Annotated in this window: 21 protein-coding genes and 2 pseudogenes; 4 read left to right on the forward strand and 19 right to left on the reverse strand. The window is 38.5% G+C overall.

From position 1 onward, the window contains the following. Positions 1-60: 60 nt before the first annotated feature. From N4G44_RS12620 to N4G44_RS12705, 18 genes and pseudogenes are all read right to left on the reverse strand, one after another. The gene (locus N4G44_RS12620) at positions 61-534 is read right to left on the reverse strand and encodes a bestrophin family protein (protein ID WP_474927382.1); all 474 of its coding nucleotides are present in this window, start codon (positions 532-534) and stop codon (positions 61-63) included. Continuing rightward, positions 534-749 (reverse strand): hypothetical protein, encoded by a 216-nt coding sequence (locus N4G44_RS12625; protein WP_474927384.1) that lies wholly within the window; start codon positions 747-749, stop codon positions 534-536. The genes N4G44_RS12620 and N4G44_RS12625 overlap by 1 nt, the downstream gene beginning before the upstream one ends. Before the next feature lie 5 nt (positions 750-754). Continuing rightward, entirely contained in the window at positions 755-1,063 is a 309-nt protein-coding gene (locus tag N4G44_RS12630; protein ID WP_474927385.1) for a hypothetical protein, read from the reverse strand. Between the two features lie 91 nt (positions 1,064-1,154). Then, complete coding sequence (locus N4G44_RS12635) at positions 1,155-1,832, reverse strand: DUF2490 domain-containing protein (RefSeq protein ID WP_040994318.1); 678 nt, start codon at positions 1,830-1,832, stop codon at positions 1,155-1,157. Positions 1,833-1,939: 107 nt separating this feature from the next. After that, positions 1,940-2,332, reverse strand: a complete 393-nt coding sequence (locus tag N4G44_RS12640; protein ID WP_474927387.1) for a DUF1398 domain-containing protein — start codon at positions 2,330-2,332, stop codon at positions 1,940-1,942. 145 nt (positions 2,333-2,477) lie between these two features. Continuing rightward, a complete protein-coding gene (locus tag N4G44_RS12645; RefSeq protein ID WP_474927389.1) occupies positions 2,478-2,927 on the reverse strand; it encodes a VOC family protein in 450 nt (149 codons plus the stop codon). A gap of 41 nt (positions 2,928-2,968) precedes the next feature. Continuing rightward, positions 2,969-3,514: an SRPBCC family protein gene (locus N4G44_RS12650; protein WP_474927391.1), complete on the reverse strand. Its 546-nt coding sequence runs from the start codon at positions 3,512-3,514 to the stop codon at positions 2,969-2,971. Between the two features lie 7 nt (positions 3,515-3,521). Beyond that, positions 3,522-3,893, reverse strand: coding sequence for a VOC family protein (locus tag N4G44_RS12655; RefSeq protein ID WP_474927392.1), 372 nt, complete (start codon positions 3,891-3,893; stop codon positions 3,522-3,524). A 70-nt stretch (positions 3,894-3,963) separates the two neighbouring features. Further along, complete coding sequence (locus N4G44_RS12660; protein ID WP_474927394.1) at positions 3,964-4,377, reverse strand: hypothetical protein; 414 nt, start codon at positions 4,375-4,377, stop codon at positions 3,964-3,966. 2 nt (positions 4,378-4,379) lie between these two features. After that, complete coding sequence (locus N4G44_RS12665; protein WP_474927395.1) at positions 4,380-4,574, reverse strand: hypothetical protein; 195 nt, start codon at positions 4,572-4,574, stop codon at positions 4,380-4,382. Between the two features lie 68 nt (positions 4,575-4,642). After that, positions 4,643-4,849: a hypothetical protein gene (locus tag N4G44_RS12670; protein WP_474927397.1), complete on the reverse strand. Its 207-nt coding sequence runs from the start codon at positions 4,847-4,849 to the stop codon at positions 4,643-4,645. 11 nt (positions 4,850-4,860) lie between these two features. Further along, positions 4,861-5,316, reverse strand: a complete 456-nt coding sequence (locus N4G44_RS12675) for a DUF1569 domain-containing protein (RefSeq protein WP_040994307.1) — start codon at positions 5,314-5,316, stop codon at positions 4,861-4,863. Between the two features lie 234 nt (positions 5,317-5,550). Then, positions 5,551-6,741: an ABC transporter permease gene (locus N4G44_RS12680; protein WP_474927398.1), complete on the reverse strand. Its 1,191-nt coding sequence runs from the start codon at positions 6,739-6,741 to the stop codon at positions 5,551-5,553. 2 nt (positions 6,742-6,743) lie between these two features. Continuing rightward, positions 6,744-7,699: pseudogene (locus N4G44_RS12685) on the reverse strand (HlyD family secretion protein). A gap of 17 nt (positions 7,700-7,716) precedes the next feature. Next, positions 7,717-8,406, reverse strand: coding sequence for a TolC family protein (locus tag N4G44_RS12690; RefSeq protein ID WP_474927401.1), 690 nt, complete (start codon positions 8,404-8,406; stop codon positions 7,717-7,719). Between the two features lie 26 nt (positions 8,407-8,432). Continuing rightward, positions 8,433-9,125 carry a hypothetical protein gene (locus tag N4G44_RS12695; protein ID WP_474927403.1) on the reverse strand — a complete coding sequence of 231 codons (693 nt, stop codon included), beginning with the start codon at positions 9,123-9,125 and terminating at the stop codon, positions 8,433-8,435. Between the two features lie 509 nt (positions 9,126-9,634). Then, the gene (eco, locus tag N4G44_RS12700; RefSeq protein ID WP_048501871.1) at positions 9,635-10,123 is read right to left on the reverse strand and encodes a serine protease inhibitor ecotin; all 489 of its coding nucleotides are present in this window, start codon (positions 10,121-10,123) and stop codon (positions 9,635-9,637) included. A gap of 211 nt (positions 10,124-10,334) precedes the next feature. Next, positions 10,335-16,213, reverse strand: a pseudogene (locus N4G44_RS12705) (alpha-2-macroglobulin family protein). 105 nt (positions 16,214-16,318) lie between these two features. On the opposite strand from N4G44_RS12705, the gene N4G44_RS12710 reads away from it, so the two are divergent. The 4 genes from N4G44_RS12710 to N4G44_RS12725 all read left to right on the forward strand — a co-directional run bounded on the left by N4G44_RS12710 (position 16,319) and on the right by N4G44_RS12725 (position 18,967). Further along, the gene (locus tag N4G44_RS12710) at positions 16,319-16,882 is read left to right on the forward strand and encodes a UbiA prenyltransferase family protein (protein ID WP_474927405.1); all 564 of its coding nucleotides are present in this window, start codon (positions 16,319-16,321) and stop codon (positions 16,880-16,882) included. A gap of 106 nt (positions 16,883-16,988) precedes the next feature. Further along, a complete protein-coding gene (gene recF / locus N4G44_RS12715; RefSeq protein WP_474927407.1) occupies positions 16,989-18,092 on the forward strand; it encodes a DNA replication/repair protein RecF in 1,104 nt (367 codons plus the stop codon). 133 nt (positions 18,093-18,225) lie between these two features. Beyond that, positions 18,226-18,600 (forward strand): four helix bundle protein, encoded by a 375-nt coding sequence (locus N4G44_RS12720; RefSeq protein ID WP_474927409.1) that lies wholly within the window; start codon positions 18,226-18,228, stop codon positions 18,598-18,600. Between the two features lie 70 nt (positions 18,601-18,670). Next, entirely contained in the window at positions 18,671-18,967 is a 297-nt protein-coding gene (locus tag N4G44_RS12725; protein ID WP_474927410.1) for a hypothetical protein, read from the forward strand. A 334-nt stretch (positions 18,968-19,301) separates the two neighbouring features. Here N4G44_RS12725 and N4G44_RS12730 read toward each other — a convergent pair whose 3' ends face one another. Next, on the reverse strand, positions 19,302-21,332 hold the full coding sequence (locus tag N4G44_RS12730) for a recombinase (RefSeq protein WP_474927411.1): 2,031 nt from the start codon (positions 21,330-21,332) through the stop codon (positions 19,302-19,304). Position 21,333: the final 1 nt, after the last annotated feature.

Consider the following 21,333-nt stretch of genomic DNA (forward strand, 5'->3'; position numbering starts at 1 on the left):
AGTTGTTTTGGTTGGCTAAACTTAAAGGCGTTAACATTCAGATGAAACTGAACCTTTTACTTAAAGTACAATATTGTTCTTTGGAGCAATGGCCGGCGGAAGATCGGCTTCATCCAGCATATCTCTCATATCAATCTCTATGGTACGGCTGATCTGAGTAATCGGCACGTCGTTCGGACTTCCTTCAAAAGGGTTTACCGAAGCTTCACCCACACTGTCCAGGGTATGGAAACACCAGGTCACCATCAGTGAAAACGGAATATTGAACCATATGGTCCATCCTTCCAGGAGGGTTCCTTCACCCAGTTTATCCAGCTCTTTCAGTAATCCGAAGGGTACAAAAAGGATAAACAGCAGCAAAAGATAGGTGGTAATCGATGAAAAGTTTCTCGGATAAGGAAAATTCTTGATCCTTTCCGCCTTTCCCTGGTTATCTGTAAATTTTACCAGCTGCTGGTTGATCTGCGTCCACTGGAAGTCATTGATATCTCCTCTGGCATAAGCTTCGGACAGTTCTTTACTCTGGCTTGCCATTAGCTGTGTTGCCCTGTTTTTTTACTTAAAATATACTGAAGTTCGGTTTCGGAAAGATATTTTTTAAGCTCATCATCCAACTTAGTCAGTCTTTCCGGAATATCATATTTTTTAGAATATTCATCAAACTGAGCGGTTCCCATGTTTTCCCAGGCTCTTGGTTCTCTTAACTGAAAACGAAGCGCAGTAAGCCATGCATAATGACGGAGAAACATTTCTTTTACCTTTCCCGGATTTTTTCAGAAAGAGCATCTCTCAGCACATATCCGAAACTTCGGCTGTCATTGATGATGGCACCATAGATTTGCCGGGCTTCCCAAAGCCTGCTGTAGCTGGCATTGTTTTTAAAACCGACAATAAAAGCGACTGCAGTTCCTAAAATGGCAATGGGCTGCCAGGGAACGGAAAGGAATTTCCAGCCTAAAAAGTACAATACAGTAGGTATTGCTGACAATATTGTTAGAACATAGATACTTCGTCTTGTCCAGGTAGCGAACTCAAGCGCACCAAATCTTTTCCCTGAATGCATATTGTGTTATTTATTTTTGATCTGTTGATTCTGTTATCTAAATTAACAGCTTTTCTTCATCAAGGCATCCATCCGGCAAGAACTGTCAATATTAATTTTTATTAAAAGGAATATTATTATAAAAGCCTATCTGAATCTGTCCCCGGTTCCTGTTTTCCTGAATCTGATTCATATACCCGGCTTCTATCCGCATGTTTTTATTGATAACATATCCTAAAGCTCCATAAACCCTGTTCCTGTCGAAAACCGGACTGTCAAAATGCAGGAAGATCTCATTATACACTGAAGCATACAGTGATTTCGGGAGCATTTCTTTTTGGGTGATCGGGATATTCAGCCCGATCATATACCGGAACCTCATCCTGAAATCGTCCTGGAGGAAACGTTCTTCCAAGCGGTACCTGTGCTGAAGATTAAAACGTCCGAACTTCTGTTTTGTAATAAACTGCTGGAAAATCCTGTGTTCAATATTCTCCCTTTTTTCACCGTTTACGTAAGGACGGCTTAAAATAAAACCGTATCCCAGCAAGACATTATTGTTATTTTCAGTCAGATCATAGCCGATCCCTGTACGAAGCAACAGCTGTTCAAGATCTCCAACGGCATCAAAGTTCCGGTACTGGATTTCGTTGTGCCAGTTCAGCTTTTTACTGATCTTATTGTTTCCGAAATACATATACCATGCTCCCAAATCGTTTTTCTGCGCTAATGCCGTTATGGAACCCAAACTCAATACTGTAAATAAAAGCTTCGTAAAGATCTTTCTCATATTATTCAATTACTATTATCTATCGTACAGAACAAAATTAATAATTTAAATCAATAATAGCAAACAATATTGAATGAGCCTTGCTGAAGATACTTGCTGATATTTAATTAGCCAGGAATCTGCTCCACCAGAATATCATTTCCTTTTGTATCGAAATAGGTACAGGTCATGGCATTCAAATCCATCTTCCAGCCATTTACCCCGTTGTCTGCACAGTCACTGCAGAATGTCGGGTAATCTGTTCCGCCTTGCTGGTGAAGCTTTAATCTAGTTTTAAACCGTTCAAGGTTCAGGTCTTCTGCAATGTTAAGAACATCATATTTTTTTCCTGAAATGACAGACTGATGATCTACGTCAAAATATTGTGTATTTCCGTCAGCAACATATACTGTATATTTTGATACTCCTAAATTTTTCATCCCTTGAATATATTTAGGAAAATCTGCGCCGCTTTTTACTTGCTGATGTTCTGCTTTGATTTGTTCGATTGTAAATTTCATCTTTGTTTATGTTTTGTATAATAATTCAAGTTTGGACCTGAATTCAAATTTAATTTTTTTAGAGTACAAATGGATTATTAAAACAAAAACCGGTAGACATTCCCACCGGTTAGTTATAATTCTATTTTGTACTCAGATATAAATTCTATGGATGTTGCTGCATTTTCGCAGGATCGTCATAATTTACCATCCAGTTGATCCCGAATTTATCGGTAAACATTCCGAAATAAGCTCCCCAGAAAGTATCTGCCATAGGCATGGTTACCTGTCCGCCGGAAGAAAGACCGTTGAATAATTTTTCCGCTTCTTCTTTAGATTCTGCATTTACAGAAATAGAGAAATTGTTTCCTGCTTTGTAGTTGGAAGCCCATTCACCCCCTGTATCGCTTCCCATTAGAACGGTTTCTTTTGAAATGGGAAGGGAAACATGCATGATCTTGTCTTTATCTTCCTCAGGAGTTTCTTTGCCTTCCATTGGAGGCATTTCGCCGAAAGTTCCGATGTAAGGATATTCTCCTCCGAAAACTGATTTATAAAAGTCAAATGCTTCTTTGCAGTTTCCATTAAATGTTAAATAAACGTTTACTGATGCCATGATTGTTTTTTTTAATATTAGTTAAGTTTTAATAAGTTTGTTTACGGTTTTTCAGACAGTTCTTTCAGTCTGGAAAGTCCTTTCTGGTAATCTTTTCCAATAGCATCTTCCATGTTCATAAACAGTTTCATTACCGTGAAGGGATAAGGTATCTTTGAGGTGAATCCCCAGGTTGCCTTACTTCCGCTGCCTTCGGGAACAATTTTCACGTAAGCATTGGCTTCGCTTTCGTAAGGGGTTAAAAATTTAATTTCCGTATCGATTCTTTTACCGGCAGGATCTACTTTTTTCACCTGCTGACAGCCTTTTCCGGCAGCATCTTTTTCACTGTCCCAGCAAACTCTTTCGCCAGGCTGCCCGGTTGTTCCGGACCAGTCTTTCTTCATTCCGGGATCCAGGTCGTTCCATGGGCTCCACTGGTCCATAGCTTTTAGCGTATTGGTCTGCTGCCATACTTTTTCCACCGGTGCATTGATGGTTATTGATTTTTCGTAGGCACAGTCTCCTGAAACAAAAGCGGCTATAACCATCCATAAAATAAGGATAGAAGCCAGGACAAGGATAATTCTTTTTAATATTTTCATCATTTGGTTTTTATCTGTGTTGGTCTATTAAGATCATGTTTCCATCCGGATCTTTCAGGAAGATATGTTCCGGTCCTGAAGTGGTTTCGTCTGCGGTTTTATCAAGCTCCACTCCGTTTTCTCTTAAATGTTTCTGAATATCGCGTACATCATCAAAAGATTCAAGATTCTGAGCATTTTCATCCCATCCCGGATTGAAGGTCAGCATGTTTCCGTCGAACATAGCCTGAAACAAACCGATCAGGGTGCTTCCATTCTTCATGATCAGGTAATTCTGTTCTATATTCCCGCCCATAGCGGAAAAGCCTAGTTTTTCGTAAAAATCCTTAGACTTCTCAAGATCTTTTACACTTAAACTGATTGAAAATACTCCTAATTTCATATTTGGATTTTATTATTTTTAAAGGTCAAATGAAGTTGCATATTATTGCACCTATCCAGTTTACAAAACCTTATCGGTTTGATATTCTTTTTGTTTTTAAAGCTAACGTACTTCCGGCAAACACTAGGCCCCACACCAGAATACCTAAGGCCCAGAACCAGGCCGGGGTAGGAAGGGAAACCATCATATAGATCGTTATCAACAGAAAAATAACTCCACAGACTATTGCTGAAGTGTGTTTTCCATTATTGGCAACTTTTGATGCTGTGAATCCTGAAACGAAAGCAGCTAACGCATATCCGATGATGACAAAGAAAAGTGCCATAAACGGTGCCTGGGCAACATATTCTTTCATTGCCGCCATATCTCCGCTTCCGGCTGCTGCAGGAGGCGGATACATTTTATGCCCTATTTTCTCAACCAGGGTGATGCAGATAATTCCAGCAATGAGCCCTGCAGGAACTGCCAATATGCGTCTTAACATGGTTACTGATTTTTTAAACGGGTCTTGAAGTCCAGTATTCCGTCATAACTTTTCCAGTCACCAATAAGCTCTATGTACTGGCCTTCTATTTTTTCGGTTTTCTTATTCCATCGGAAGGTATAGACAAATTTACCTTTAAAAATACCGGAATGCTTTCCTTTAGGCTCTTCTGCCAGTTCATAATCCCCGAATACCACACCTTTCTTTTTGGCATCCCTGTATTTCGTAATCGTTATTTTCCCTTCGTATTTTGCATAGTTATCATCTACAAGAGAATAGCCGGATATAAAGTATTCCTGATCATTTTTTTATTCTGTTCGGAAATATTCACTTTCAGCTTAAGCTGTTGGCCTTTATCACCTATTGTCCCGGTGTAGGGTTTGCTGTTATTCAGCCAGACATTGGAAATATCCGGCATCTGCCCCCATGCAAAATTGCAGGCAAGAATGAGGATCCATAAAAGTTTTTTCATAGTGTGTAATTTTAAACGCCAAATTGGGCAAGGTGATGGTTCAGATGTTTTGCAAACATATTATTCCATTCCTGAGAATTGAGTTTACCAAAAGAAAATGATTCTTTCCCATCAAAAGCCTCAGGACCCAGTTGCTGAGTTTTCTGGATAAAACCGATCAGCCTTTTCTTTTCTTCCTCAAAGTTTTTTCTTCCGGAAATCAGGAACTGCGGAGCTGTAGGGGAATCTCTCGGATATGCTTTTTCACCCACCACTTTAGGTTTTACAAAAGTTTTTAAAATAAATTTTGCAATGGCTCCCGGTTTTTTATGCTTTTCAGGTTCATATACCATTTCATAGGATACGCTGCAATGCGCAAGCATCTGGTCAACCGTCATCTTGCCCCATAAACCGTGGGTATCTTCCACCAATTTATTGATCCTGTCAATATAGTTCTGGGCATCTTTTGCATCAAATACATTTTCCATAATATGTCTAATTATCTGAAAGCAAATATATCAGTTTTTTCTTTTGATTTTAACAGGGTCATGAAAAAAGTGGTGACGTGTTTGGGGTGGCGGGTTGCGGGGTACGAGTTGCGCGTTTTCGGGTGCGGAATGCAGGTTTTAGGATGCGAATTGAAGTATTGGTGAAATTCATTGTTTAAAACGATTCACACTCTAATACTCTAATACTCTAATACTCTAATACTCTAGACCCTTCTACTCTACAACTTCCCCTTCCATTTCAGAGGCCTTATTTCTAAAAATAAACCAGAGTTTGATCTTTAAAGCAATCCATCCAATAACAGCATATATGATAAGCAAAATGCTTAAATGCCTTAAATAAGGATAGGTAAGTTCAACAGAACCTTTCTGGATCAGTAGAATTTTAAAGGCCTGGAGAAAAGGGGTCAGGGGAATAATATTGGCAATAAACTGGACGAAAGCAGGCATAGCGCTTAACGGCCATGTAAATCCGCTGATAATAAATGCCGGTGACGCAATAACCATTAAAATCTGGGTTGCCTTCAATGCATTGGGGATGAGTATACTGATAAATACCCCTAAAAATGAAGCTGAACCCACAAATACTGCCGTAAGCAGAATAAAATTAAATATACCTTCCGGCATCAGAACCCTGAAAATCATATGCATAAAGTAATACACACTGACGATAAGTATGGAAAATACCCAGATCGGAATTACCTTAATGAGCATTGTCGGGAAGGCCCACTTTTTCATTTTGGCATATTCTTTCACGAAAGATCCTCTTTCGAATTCGGAAGCAAAACTCACTGCCATGGCAAGGAGAATCACCTGTTGCAAAACCACAGCCAGCATTGCAGGCCACATGAAGATCAGGTAGTTTCCTGTAGTATTGAAAAGGGTAATATAATTCGCTTTAAAAGGCTCATATTGTGTAGCAGCTTTTGTCGCAGGCATTCCCGCTTTTTGCAAGGCTTTGATGGAAGCTCCGGCCGAGAATGTTCCTATGGTAAGCTGTAGTGCTTTGGAGGCAAAATTGGCGGTGAGAACATTTCCGGTATTGATGTACACATTCAGTTCGGGATATTTTTTCTGAAGCATATCTGCTTCAAACCTTGACGGAATAATGACTACCGCTGCTGCTTCATGCCGGATTACCTCATCTTTTATACTGAAAGGTTCCTGAGCATATTTAATGATGCTGATGCTTTTATTGTCATCCAGCATATCGGTCAACTGGCTGGATAAAGGGGTATTGTCCCGGTCAATTACAAGTACAGGAGTATTTTCTACTTTCCCGCTTTTATAAACGAAACCCAACAGGGTGGCATAAAACACCGGGGCCAGAAAAAATACGGTCCTTAGGGTAGAATTGCCGATAAAAAGCTTGAATTCTCGTTTTAAAAGCCGGAAAAATTCTTTCATAATTATTTCAGGATAACGTTAGCGTTGACCAATATACTTTTAGCCTTGTTCATGTCTGACGGTTTTACTTTGATTTCGTAAACCGCATCCTGCAGCTGATAATCCGGGTAAGCAGTGGTAATATCCGCATACCTTGTAAGCTGTTTGATGTAAACGATTGTTCCGGTCAGGGTTTCTTTATTGTAAACCACCTGCATAGTCACCTCCTGCCCTTTTTTATATTTTGAAATGGCACTTTCGGGAACGGTAAATCTGAAATAAGTACTTTCAGGAATATATCCGTTAAATAAAGCGAAACCGGCTGTTGCAAGTTCCCCTGTATTGAGGCTGATGGTTTCTATTTCCATATCATTGGTGGCAATAATATATCTTTCGGAGTAGGCAACATTGGCCTCCTGAAGAGCACCTTTAGCCTGCGAAGCCTGTCCTGCCGCCATTTCCACTTTTTCGAAGCGGGTTCCTCTTTTTACATCATCCAGTTCGGCCACAACCGCATCATACTGTGCCTTTGCTCCCTGAAGTTTGGCATAAACCTCATCGTAGGCCTGCGGGGACATTAAACTGTCGCGGTACATATTATTGGCTCTTTTAAAAGATTTCTGGGCAAACTCATACTGTTCTTTCAAACCTTTATATTTGGCATTAAGCTGTCTCAGCTGATCTGCCGTTGCTCCGTTCTTGGCCATCTGCTCCTGAGCTGTTGCCGCGCTCACTGCACCCTGGGCCTGTGCAATCTTTGCAGAAACTTCAGGTACATCAAGTAATGCCAGCGTATCGCCTTTTTTCACGGTCTGGCCTTCGGTTACGTATATTTTTAAGATCCTTCCGGTTACTTTTGGAGCAAAGGAAATCACATCTTTTTTGGTTTTGCCTTCGGAATCGTTAAGGTTTTCTTTTTTTCACTGCAGCTCCCTACTAGAAAAAGAACAGCAAAGACTATGGATATATTTTTATGCATGATTTTAATGGTAAGGATTAATAAAGTTTGGTGATATCAAGTTCCTGAGTCGATCTCATGAGCTCTATTCCTGCCCTTCTCTGGTTAAAAAGAGCATTCTGGTATTCCAGCTCAGCTAATTCAAGGTCGTTTTCAGCATCAATAAGCTGCGAGGATTTGCTCATCCCGTATCTGAATTCTTTTTCAGCCTGAACCAGGGCATTTTTAGCGAGCTCTTTTTCTTTGGCTTTTAAATTAATCTGAGCGGTGGCTATATCATAATTCGTCTGGTTATTGGCCAGATTTAAAGTTAATTTTTTAAGGGCATCTTCTTTTTTGTTCTGAAGGACTTCTTTTCCTACTTTCGCGGTTTCTTCCGCATGTTTTCCTTCTTTTCCGTCAAAGATTTCCCATTTAAAACCAACGCCTGCCGTCAGTAAGGGAAGAATGTTAATATTGGTCGGTTTCCAGTCGAGTTTTGCGCCTTCATAGCCCAACGCCGGAACTGCGGGGATTACATTTTCCGAAGTTTTGATACGGCTTCCGTAAAGGCCGATATAATATGCCGATGCCATCAGCTGTACTTTGGGAATCATCCAGGTTCTTTCGGCTTTTATTTTGTAATCTGCAGCTGTTATTCCATGTTCCAATGCCCGTACCTCAGCTCTTTCTTCTATTCCTTTTTGTGAAGATAAAAGTTCTACAGGCGAAAGTACAGGATCAATCATTCTGAGGCGTTCCTTACTGATTCCTGTCAGGATATAAAGCTGGGTGAGAAGAAGTTCTTTTTTCCTTCATATTCTACCATTTTGGCGTCAAGAGTAGCCTGTGCGAGTTCTATTTTTTTATGGTCATATGGAGTAATCAGGCCGTAGCCTAAAGCTTTGTCTGCTGTTTTCCTGTTGATGTCAAGTCTTTTTTTACTTTCATCAAGTACTTTTTTAGACTGATGGATAAGAGCCAGCTGGTCATATGCTTTGGAAATATTGGCTACTACGTCGTCTTTTGTTTTTTCAAGGAGAATATCTTCAGAGATTTTCTTTTCCTCGTTGGCTTTTTTCAGGTACTTTACTTTACCTCCTGAATAGAGAAGCATTTTGGCATCTGCTTTGGCAATTCCTGAAAACCCGGAAACATTAAGATTATTGTTAAAGCTTCCCTGAGGAATATTGATAAAAGGAGCCAGATTAATTTCCGGTGATGTCAGCCTTGCAGTTGCATTCAGATATCCAACCTGCCCGCTTACTTCCAGAGTGGGAAGAAAGATGTCTTTCAGCTTATGTTCATCGAGGTCTGTAAGTTTGTTTTGGGTAACCTGCATTTTGAGATCGGAATCCCGGACCATCGCACTGTCTAAAAGTTCTTTAAAGTCCGGCGCAGACTGTGCCCGGCAGATAGCAGGGAAAGCAAAAAAACTAAACGCAAAAATCAATAAATTGTTTTTCATGGTTTATGTTTATAACAAATATAATGCAAAAATCTGTTAAATCCACGAAGATAACTCATCAATATGGTGAATTTAAATTAAGTTTAAAATACGTTTAGTTTTAATCCTCTATTTATGATAAGGATAGAAGATCTGTTTAAGATTAATTTGATTGCCGTTTTAAATGAAAAAAATTAAATTATTGTCTATTCATCATGGTTTCGCAAATATATCATCCCTAATTTAAACCATTAAGAGTAGTAAAGCTTTAAGATCAATTAAAGCAATCATTATTTATACTTTTTAATGATTGACGTTTTCTAAAAGATCTGCGTCATCTGCTAAATCTGCGAGAGAAAACAAAAAATTAACTCTCGCAGATTTAGCAGATGGCGCAGATTTTATGGTTTAAAGAGAGATGAACTTTAATGACTTGATACTTCCATAATCTTAATGATTCAAACATTTTATAAAACAATAACTCCCCACAAAATGTGAGGAGTTGTTGTTTAAAAATCATATAGTTTCGGTTATCTCTGAACCGCTGATTTCATTTTAGCATCTGGACGTAAAACTCTGTAGCGTACTTCAAGGTCTTTTGGTACATAGAAAACCAAAGGAAGCTTGCTGTTGTATCTTACGATCTCCGGCTTAAGGGTTACGAATTTCTTGGTCTTCTTCTGATCCGGGCATGCCATCAATGTACCTCCCGCTTCACCATTGGATTCTACTTCATAATAGTTGTAGCCCCATCCCTGAAGATCCTGGGTTTTGATGTCTCCCATCAGGAAATATTTGTTACAGTCCAGCATTTTTTCAGCTCCTACAAAAAATTCAACTTTTAAGTCGTTTTCATTTTTTGCAACAGGCAGCTGAATATATACCTGCTTGAATCCTTCTTTTGCTTTAGGGAACATTTCAATCTGTAATTTTTCAAATTTCTCTGCTTTCTTTTGAGCGAAAGCATTTACTCCTGCCAACATTACCAATCCCGTAATTAACGTCTTTGAAAATTTCATTTTGTTTTTTTTAAAAATTTCTATTGTACTTTCAAAAACCATTCCAAAACTAAACAATTGTTTAATTTTGAAAATAATAATTCTCTGCCAGGATGCAAATCTTCCCTTAAAACCAGTAAAAAACAGGAAATTACAGAGACATTATCGAGCTGAAAACAAGACAAAAAAAACTGCAGTAAAGGCTACTGCAGTTTTTTGTTTACTTTATCAATTACTCTGTAATGGTCACATTGGTTCCTTTTGTATGGGCATTCATTTGCGGTGCATAGTAATTCTGCATCGTTGTGATACCGTTGGAGAACTTACCTGCTGCATTGGAAACAAGATCATATTCAAAAACATATTTTCCTTTCGGCATGTACTGAATATAGAAATTGGTGGATGCATCTTTGGTAGATTGGTAATAACCCAGACTGTTTTTCCACTGGTAACCGGATAGCGCATCCAGCGGCTCAAAACCTGCGGCACGCATATCTTTGATGTGAATGAATTCCATAGCCCTGTCTGTGTTCAGGATCATTCTTACAGTTACTTTATCTCCTACTTTCAACGGTGTATCGGATGAGATTTTCTGAAGCTCTTCCCCATTTACCGTTTTCACTTTTTTGTAAAGTTCTTTGGTGATGGAGATATAGTTTTCGGAAGATTTTATTTTATCAAGATCTTCATAATACTGCCAGAACAATCCTCCCTGAACAATTCCCGGACCTGGTTTGGTAACGGTAACTGTTCCCAGGTTCTTGTCAATAACATCTGTTTTAACTGCTGATTTTACATAACCGGTTGCCTGGGTTTGCGGTGCTAATTCTTTTCCGCCCCAAACAATTGTTGCTTTATCGCTTTCAGCACTTGTCCATGATTTTCCTGAATTTAAAATCGTAAAAATTACTTCCGAGGTTCCTCTTGAGCTTCCCCACGAGTTGACTTCTTTCTGGGTAATTAACCAGATCTTCATGTCTTCAATCATTTTCTGGTCATTCGGCTTCAGCTTGTTGAATGCTTCCAAAGCTCCGGCATGATTCACTACTTTGGATCCGAACCAGCCCCAGTCGTTCAGGTTCTGTTTCCAGTAAACGCCCTGGGTTTTCGTATCAGTGGATGTTTCTTTCAGGTAGTTCATTAATTTATCCGAAACGTCTTTTAATCCGTAATCATTCATAAGCAAAGCAGCACGGTGAAGTCCGAAGAACGTGAAATCTGTGATCTTTGCTGTTTTGGCTTTTTGTTTTACCATAGATTTCAATGATGCTCCTTTTCCTTTTAAAGGATATTGGTTTTCCCAGTAGTTGCGGGTATCCAGATAGTCTATTGCCCAGTTGGTCCAGACATTCTGTTTCTTCACATCCCAATATTTATCAATTTCATTATCCACGTACTGAACTAATTTTGTTATCAGCTCTTTCTGTTCAGAACTTTGGTAATCTTTTGCATTATCTTTTAACCAAGCATTGATTTTGCCTAAGTTTTTAAGGATGTATAATGAGGTTCCGTAAGAACTCGGATATCCCGGATACCATGAGAATCCTCCATCAGGGTTCTGAAGTTTCTTAAAATCGTCCCAATCCTGGTTAATTGAATTTTTCATCGTATTGGCATCGAACAACAGAGCCAGTTTCTGCATCTGCTCACCTTCGTTTTTGCTTTCCAATACCCAAGGAGTTTCTTCCAGTAAAAGCTGTTTCAGTTCCTGATTTTTTTCAAGGTTTGAATTCAGCAGTCCTTTGTTCTGATATTCTTCAAAAACGGTCTTCACTTTCGGATTGGCCCTGAATATTTCGGAAGCCAGTACATCTGCAAACCATTTGTTGAAAATCACATCGGCAGAACCGTTCTGATCATTTTTCAGGCTTGGTAATGCGAACATAATTTCCCAGATAGGGTTCGTGGTCAATTCCAGCGTATTGGAAACATTGGTTATCGTATTGGAATTTGCATTTTTAAGGTTATCCAAAACAAATGTTTTGGTTTCCCCTTCTTTTACAAATACGGGTACCGCATCTGTCACCAGCATCCTGTTCGGAAGTACGGCAACTGCCTGCTGCTCACCATCGGAATAGGCTCCCGCTTTCGCTACCACCTTCAAAATAATGGAAGACACATTGTTCGGAACTTTTAGTTTCCAGGTTAATGCGCTGTTTCCTTTTTCATCTACATTAAAGTTCTGCGAACCTCCACTGATTCCGAATTGGGAAGAAATATTTTCATTGGTAAAGGCGTCCAGGATCTGAAGTTCTGCCGAACCACTTAGTTTTTTATCAGTAAGATTGGATAATTTGGATTGAAGGTTCAGTTCATCTCCTTCTCTCAGGAATCTTGGATAATTTGGTGTTACAGAGAATTCTTTCTGCGTCACCACCTGTTTTTCCAATACTGCTGCTCTGGCATCTTTAGTGTGGGCCAGGAACATCAGTTTCCATTTCGTTAATGCTTCCGGAGAAGTGAATTCAAAGTTTACATTTCCTTCTGCATCGGTTTTCAGATCAGGGTAGAAAAATGCGGTTTCGTTAAGGTTTTGACGTACGGGAACTTTTTCAAGGTCTTCAGAATCTTCATTACCGCCAGCATTCTGTTCTCTTACTCTTGCCGCTGAGGCTTCATCATAACGCATATTAGATTTTTTTGCGTATCCAACCATAACTACTTCTTCAATCGCGGCATCTTTTGCAGCCGCAGCAGGAGCCGGCATTGCTATATTATTAACCTGTAATCCTGAAACTCTTCCTCTTAACCCATAACTGTCGAAATTACCATCAAACCAATTAAAATTCGGCAGTTCTACATATTTTCCATTGTAGTACTTTAATCTCTTCTGATAGTATTGCTGCAGCAGATATTGTCTCATATCATAAGAGGTCACCATAGAATATGGCTGATATAAATTCTCCCAGGCGAAAGTGTTTGCCGCAAACTGATCCAGTGACATGTCGTACATATTGGCCAACACTTCGGCATTTATTTTCTCTTTATCATTTCCCGATACTTTTACCGTCCATTTTTCTTTGGAATTCGGTTCCAGTTTGTCTCTGAAGGTAACGGTTTCTATTTTTAAAGATTGCTCACTGTCTTTTATTTTCAAAGTAACAGATTGAGTCTGCACGTCATTGAACGCAGCAACCTGGAACTGGATATTCAATGCAGCCACACTTTTATCTTTCGGGATATCTGCGGTATATTCCAGGACTCCTTTTTCAGCTGATGTACCTCCGAAACCGTTTTTCCTGAACCATCCTGAACAAATACATTCACCAGGGCATCCGGAACTGCTGAATATACATATACCTTAGCCTTCTCTCCTATTGAGAACTCATTTTTCGGTTCAACAACCGTTAAGAAGGTTTTTTGTGTTGGTTTTAAAGATCCTTTATCCCAGATACTGAAATTCTGTGAAGTTTTAATGGTATCTTTTCCTTCAATATTATACAGTTCAAGCTGATAATCGCCTGCTTCAAGCTTGCCTAAATCCAGTTCGGCAGCCGGCTGCTGGATTTTATCGGAAATTACTTTTTCTGCTTTCCAGTTTTTGGCTTCATCATTTTTATCAAACAAATCATGCGGGAATTTGCCGATAAATTCTTCTTTGGAATATTTCGGCTGATCCTGAATTTCCTGTGCAAAATTGTCCCTGAAAATCCTGTTCGGGGAATTCAGTTTTGACAGTTTGGCTTTGTAAGACTTTTTAAGATCCTGTTCGTTATAATTTAAGGTTTCAACCTTTAATTTTACATTTTCATCACTGAAAGCATTCTTAATTCCGTCCGCTTTAATATAATGAGAAACGGAAGCTACTTTTAATTGGGTATCTGCAGACTGCGTTTCGCCATTGATATCAGTTACGGAAGCATTGATTTCATAATTATCGATCTGGATTCCTTCCAGCTTCTCATCTTTTTTAAGATCAAGACGGATTACGAACTCTCCTTTTTCATTGGTTTTAGCTTCACCAAGAATAGAGTTTTCATTGTCATTATCACGCGGATACCACCAGAAATACCTCCATCTGATATTGTGCTTTTTAATCTCATAATTAACGGTTGTATTGCTTAAAGCCACCCCGGAAAACATCATTGCCTTTCCTTTCAGTTCAATCGTCTGCCCGTATTTGTATTCGTCTTTTACAGGATCGAAAGTGACCTCAAACTTCGGTCTTTTATATTCTTCAACCCTGATGTCTTTTGCTCCCTGCGCCCCGTCATCTGTTCTTAAGTAAAAAATACCATTCAGCTGGCCCTTCGGAAGGATAAAGCTTCCGTGATAAGAACCGAATTCATTGGTTGTAAAGTTTTGAGAGGATATTTCCTGGCTGTTGGCATCCAGAAGGGTAATCTTCTGCTTTAAGCCTGAAATGACAGCTTCTGTTTCTTTATCGATTTTTGTATTGACAACCTTGAAATAAACGGTCTGTCCCGGCCTGTAGATGGCTCTGTCCGTAAAGATCTGGGCCATGGTACGGGTTTGTTTATTGGGATTGTAGTCTTCTGCATTCCCATCGTTTCCATAGACCTGCATGATCTGGAAGTCATTGGTTTTTGGCTGGCGGATCAGGAAGGTTCTATAATATTCCTTGCTGTCTGTGGAAGGGAATTTAAAAACTCCGTTCGCATCGGTTTTACCGTCAATTTTATTCAATGTTTTATTGGCGACAAATTCGTAAAAAGTAAGGTTTTCGTTGGATGTAGGCTTTCCGTTTTCGCTATTTACGAGCTTCATTACGTTGGCCAGCTGATTCCTGTCTGTTTTGGTCTGGTAGATTATTCTGTTTCCTGAAACCAAAAAGTAAAAATTCTGTCTTGTATTGCCATCATTGGCTTCCGCTCCTGCAACGGAATATTCAGCTACATAAACGCCTGACGGAAGAGGTTTAATTTCCAGCGAGGTTTTATGTGTCTGATAATCTTTGGAATCACCAAGCTGGAATGTTTCTTTTCTTACGAGATTTTTCTTAACCTTTCCAAAAGTATTGCTGTAAGAATTCTGTATGTATTGCATTAATGTTGTAAAGTCCTCTTTTACTTCATAAATGTTCAGGGAAAATTCTGTAACGTTCTTATGGTCCGCTACCAGATGAATCGGAAGATTATTTTGGGTTTGCTGCTCATATTTAAGGGTAAGAAACGGATTGGTGATCTGGTTTTCTTTATTTTTTATGTTTTCAATAAAGGGAGATTTCGGATACTGTTTTTTTGCCTGATCAGCAACAGCCAAAGCTTCATTTTCTTTCTTTTTAGCCAAAAGCTCACTCATGATATCTTCCATGATGATCACTTTGTAATCTCCTTCGGTATCAGTCTTTAAAAGGTTTTGAAGTTGCTCAAGTCTGTCTTTGCATTGGCTATAATTACAGTTCTCCGCTAGCTTTTCTTTCATGAAATAAAGCTTGGGATTTCCACTGTTTTGGGCAATGAGTTCATCAAAAATAGCATTAATCTGTGTTCGGTTTTCAGTCAATTCATTTTTTGTAAAGAGTCCGTTTTCAGAAAGGAAGCTGATCTTTTTTACAGAATACCAGTCATATACGGTTGGAAAAAAAGCAATATCCTTTATTTCAGTAAAAATGTCTTTATACTTTGCAAGGGAAATTTTCTTCATTGCTTCCTTCTGCTGGTCAAGCTCCTGGTAGTCTTTCTTCAGATAGTTTTTAAAATCCAGTTTGCTCCAAGTTTCTATCTGGGAAATATCCTGTGAATTGACATTGGTTCTGCTTTGTATTTCCCATGAATTCTGGTGATAATAATCCATGAAAAATTCATTCAAAAGAACAGCGTATACCAGCTTTTCTTCTCCTTTAAGCTGGGCATCGGCCTGCTGGAGCTTTTTAAAAAATTTTGAAACAGAATCATTCTGATCATCATCTTGTGTCTGGTTTACAATACTGAATTCTGCTTTCAGAGAACGGATGAGCTGAATCGCATTATTTTCTTTCATGGCATGGTTTTGTATGTCTAAAATGATGGGAAGATTAGATTTATAAGCACCTTTCGTACTGTTTTCAGTCACTTTTTTCCACTGGTCGTCGTAGTATTTCTGCGCCGAAACAGTTGAAAAGCTCAGCATTAAAAGCAAAAGCATAAAAATCTTGGAAAATCTTTTCATATATGTTATTTTTGATAAATGAATTTCTTAAAAATACTGAAAAAAACTGTTATTGACAGTCAAATTTATGTCTCCGTTATGGGAACTTTATTTGCAGTATTTTTCATGAAAGAGCAAAACACATTCCGTTTCCCTACCGTACTGCTCATTTTCATCACTTATTTCAGCGGCTATCTTTACACTAAATACCAATATACAAGACATTTTCTGAAAATACTGGTTCTGAATGCAGTGGCCGGCATTATCTGTGCTTTTCTGATCATTCACAATCATAATGAGATCAGACTTTTGAAATGGTTCATTATTGTAGTTCTAGGACTGCTTTACAACAGTTTTTTCCTGGATGTTTATATCCGGAAAATTCCTTTGCTGAAAGTATTTTATGTCGGGCTGGTCTGGGCATTGGTCAACTGCTGGCTTACGCTTCCGGAGTTTAGTTTTCCAATATTTTTTATCAGTTTCTTTTTTATAACAGCACTGGTCCTGCCTTTTGATATCAGGGACATGAACAGTGATACGGTACAGACGTTCCCAAAGCTGATTGGGGTACAGAATACGAAATACACAGCTTACATACTTGTCTTTACGAGTATGCTGATTGCAGTATTTTATCTTAAACCTGTTTATAATACAGCCTTTTTTTATCGGGAATCATTACGTTTATTCTGATCTATTTCTCTGAAAATAAAAGAGATGACACCTATTTTTCCTTCTGGATAGAAACCTGTTCTGCACTTCCTTTTTATTTTTACTAATAATGGAGTATTTTTGACGAATGATTATCAAAAAGCTTTCCCTCTACAATTTCAAAAACCATTCGGAGAAGAAGTTTGAATTCTCTCCGCAGATCAACTGTTTTGTGGGAAACAACGGTGCCGGAAAGACAAATATTCTGGATGCGCTGCACTATTTATCCGTAGGAAAAAGCTTTCTGGGCAATACGGATTTAAACAATATTAAAAGAGAAGAAGATTTTTTTACCATTGATGCTGAGATTCTGAACGAAGACAGCGAAGATATCATTAAAATTTCCCAGCCTAAAGAATCTAAGAAGATCATTAAAAAGAATGATAAGAGCTATGACAGGCTTGCGGACCATATCGGCTATCTGCCAAGTGTGATGATCTCTCCCTATGATTCGAATCTGATTTCGGATTCGGGCGAAAGCCGGAGAAAGTTTCTGGATTCTATGATTTCTCAAACGGATGCAGAATATCTTTTTGACCTGATCCAATATCAGAAAACAATCCAGCAAAGAAATGCGCTGCTAAAATATTTCGCCAAAAACAGAACCTGGGATAAGGATTCCCTGGAAATATATGATGCTCCCATCACAAAATTCGGGACCAGCATTTTTGAGAAAAGAAGAAATTTTGTTGAGAAACTGGGACCTATTGTTCAGAATTTTTACAGAATTATTTCCGGAGGAAAAGAGACGGTTTCGGTGTATTATCAATCTGATTTAAGAGAAGGCTTCGACTCCGCTCAGCCAGACAAAGCTTTCCAGCAGCTTTTAAAAGAAAGCCTTGAAAGAGACAGAATGCTGACGTATACTTCAAAAGGTATCCACAAAGATGACCTGATTTTTGAGATGGATGATGTGCTGATCAAGAAAATCGGTTCACAGGGACAGCAGAAATCTTTCCTGATCTCTTTAAAATTGGCACAGATGAGCCTGGTAAAGGAATTGACCAAAAAAACTCCTATCCTCTTGCTGGATGATATTTTTGACAAGCTTGACGACATAAGGGTTTCACAACTGATCAAACTGGTTAATCAGGAAAGTTTCGGACAGATTTTTATTACGGATACGCACAGGGAACGCACGGAAAGTGTGGTGAAGAAGATTAACGAGGAAAGTATTATTTTTGAGGTTTGATAAGTTTCGGGGTGCGGGTTTCGAGATGCGAGTTGCGGGTTTCGAGATAATGGAGATCTAAAATATGAATTGTAGTTAAATTATAGATTTGTTAATTTCTAAATTGCTAAATTTATTCTAAGCACATCTGATTATGAGTTATAGGAATTTAGACATTTATAAAACCGCTCTGGAATTATTTTTAAAAACGCATAAGGCTACTTTTCTTCTTCCAAAATATGAATTATTTGAATTAGGCAGCCAGTTAAGAAGATCATCCGATTCTGTTATCACTAATATTGTGGAGGGCTATGGAAGGTCATCTTATAAAAATGAATACATCCGTTTTCTGATATACAGCCACACCAGTAACGATGAAACCATTAATCATTTAGAAAAGATTATAGCATTATATCCTGACACTGCTTTAGAATTTGAAACCCTAAGAAATGAATATAATGTACTTGGTGCAAAAATTAACAACTATAAAAAGTGGGCCAAGGAAAACTGGAACGAGAATAAAATTTAAATAACGAAAACCTCTTACAAACTCCATAAACCCGGACCTCATACCCCGGACCCATATCGCAACACGCAACATGAAGAAGAATAAAAAACGTGAATTTCAGTCCTCAGAACTTGTAAAATCTTTTGCAAGGATTCATGGTTTTGAGAATAAACTGATTGCTTTTGAAATCAAGGATTTCCTTGAAGATTATCTGGATGAAAGTCTTTTCAGTGGGATCAAAAGCGTCAATATTGAAAACAAATGTATTATCATTAAGATTGATTCTCCTTTACTTAAACATGATTTTCAGATGCGGAAAAGTTTTTATCTTAAAAAATTTCAGGATAAGTTTGGTGAGGATAAGTTTAATGACATTCGTATGATATAGATTATTAAATCAATAGAAATATAGAACTTTCAGATTAAATTAATACATTTGGATGCTAAACAAATAAATCACGTTACTATGAAAAAGTCAATCAAGAAATTAAACAGAGAAAATTTAAAACAAATTATGGGTGCCGGAGCAACAATATGCTGTCAAACAGTTTGTGCCACCGGTGAATGTACCTACTATACCACACTTCCAGCTAAGTGTCCCATAATGGAGCCCTGCATATAGGCAAATGCAAATTATAACTTTGCCAGATAGCTTGAAAACAGGCTGTAAATAATTTAAAACGTACCTTTTTAGGAGCGTTTTTTTAATACAGATGAAAATATTAATGTTCCTCGGATTTACTGGAAATCGTACTGCTCATTAAATCATCAGCCCTTTTATCCAGCCCTGAACGCAGCGGAAGGAAAAATTTGAACGGATGCTTTACAAAATATTTGAAAATTTCCCTGTAAATTTCGCTCACCTGCCCGAAGTTCATTTTTCTTGATCTGAACGCCAAAAACATGGACAATGAGAAGCTTACCAGAAAATTGAAGAAACCTATCAGGAAAACAGTGAAGAACGAGATCCAGAAAGTATAGGAATCCACTGAAAAATCTTTCCCATAAAGTCCTAAAGCAAAGTTTCCGGCCGCAAAAGTAATGTGTCTGATATCAAGATCCAACCCGAAAAACAGACCTACCGGAGCCGTTGCTCCTAAAAATACCCCAAACCAGAAGTTGGAAACAATTCCAGGCCAGTTTTTAGCATAGTATTTAGATAAGCTTTTCGCAAATTTTTTACCGAAAAAACTTCTGATAGAAAGGTTTTTTGCAATCCTTTCCGGGATCTGGTAGAACACGGAATTGTTCCCGATGTTTCCTGAAATGATTCCTGAAATAAAGAGATAAAATCCTGCAATACTTGCATGCAGTATCGCTTTTGACTTGAACGGATCCAGGTCTTTTAACAGCTTATCTGATCTTTCTACCGCCAGATTCTGAGAGAAAAATACATCAAGTCCATATATGATTGCCAATGCAATCGGAAATGAAAGCAGCACATTACCTACAAAAGCAATGAACTGACTCCTGAAGAGCTTGGATACAAGATGGGCAAATTCAGTATTGTTGCGTTTACTGTTGCCTTCTTCAGACAGGACTTTGGTCATCGTAGCGGCTGTCATGGCGGGCTGCTTGGTTGCAAGGGTAAATCCCATCAGATAGATCATGATGAACCCCATCGCATAGTTCATTGAGTATAAAAATGCATGGGAAAAATCACTTCCGGGAATGTACCCGTAAAGCATTTTCAGGACGCAGAGTGCTCCTACAATGATCCCTCCTCCACTTGCTTTATAAAACATGGTCATATATTCCTTACGAGTGGAAGTAATATAATGGGTGCCGGTTTCTGCCGTGTGGTTGGTGATAAGATGCGAGAGCAGACGGGTACTGTCGTTGATCAGGTCTGCAATATTATTTTTATGAGATTTGTAATTGAGTATATTAAAAATCAGCTGCTTCGATTTGATGGTAACATCTTCCTCAGTGTCGATCACCAAGAGCTGTACGATCTCGTAGATCCTTTCGGTCTGCTGGCGGATTTTAAGCAGTGACTGGTTGATTTTACCGGAAATTCCGTATTTGGCAGAGTTTTTAAAAGCAATATTGACAAACTCATGACAATGCTCTGTATAAATTTTGATCTGCTTGTAGCGGCTGTCTTTGGAATGCAGCTGCAATCCGGGGTCTTTCTTAAGGTCTTCAGTAAGCGCCTCCAACTCATTCTGAAGGGCAAGAAACGGATTATCCAGATTTCTGTACTGAGGGGCCATTCTTACTACTTCTACCTCCATCGCCATCCCTGTTACCCTCCATGAAAGAATATTCATTGAAAAGATCAGCTCTTTTTTGACGTTGGGTTTGGTAATGAAATCCGAAGCACCGAGCATTTTTAAAAACTCGTCAATTTCATTTTCAGGAAGGTTATGCAGGTACTTCAGGTCCGATTTCGGCCTTAAACTCACATTATCGATCATATACCACACCGTTTTTTCATTTTCCACGGGTGGCAGTACTTTGTTAAGGATCCTTTTCTTAAGTTCCGGAAAGAAAGCGTTTTCTGAAAGAATATTGGCTTCGGTAAGGGAAAGGTTGAAGGGCCTTTCTTTAAAAATATTATGAATGTAATGTTTAAAATTTTCAGCAAAATCCGGATTATTTCTCAGAAAATTAAGAACGGTTGTAAAATCTGCCCTCTTAATGCTCTCTAAAAACTCTGCAAATGGTTCTAAAGAAATAGTTTCGTTCTTAAAAGAGAAGTATTTTTTAAGAACTGATTCAAAATTTGTGCTGGAATTAAAAAATTTCATT

It is taken from the genome of Chryseobacterium sp. GTID13 (assembly GCF_056172655.1).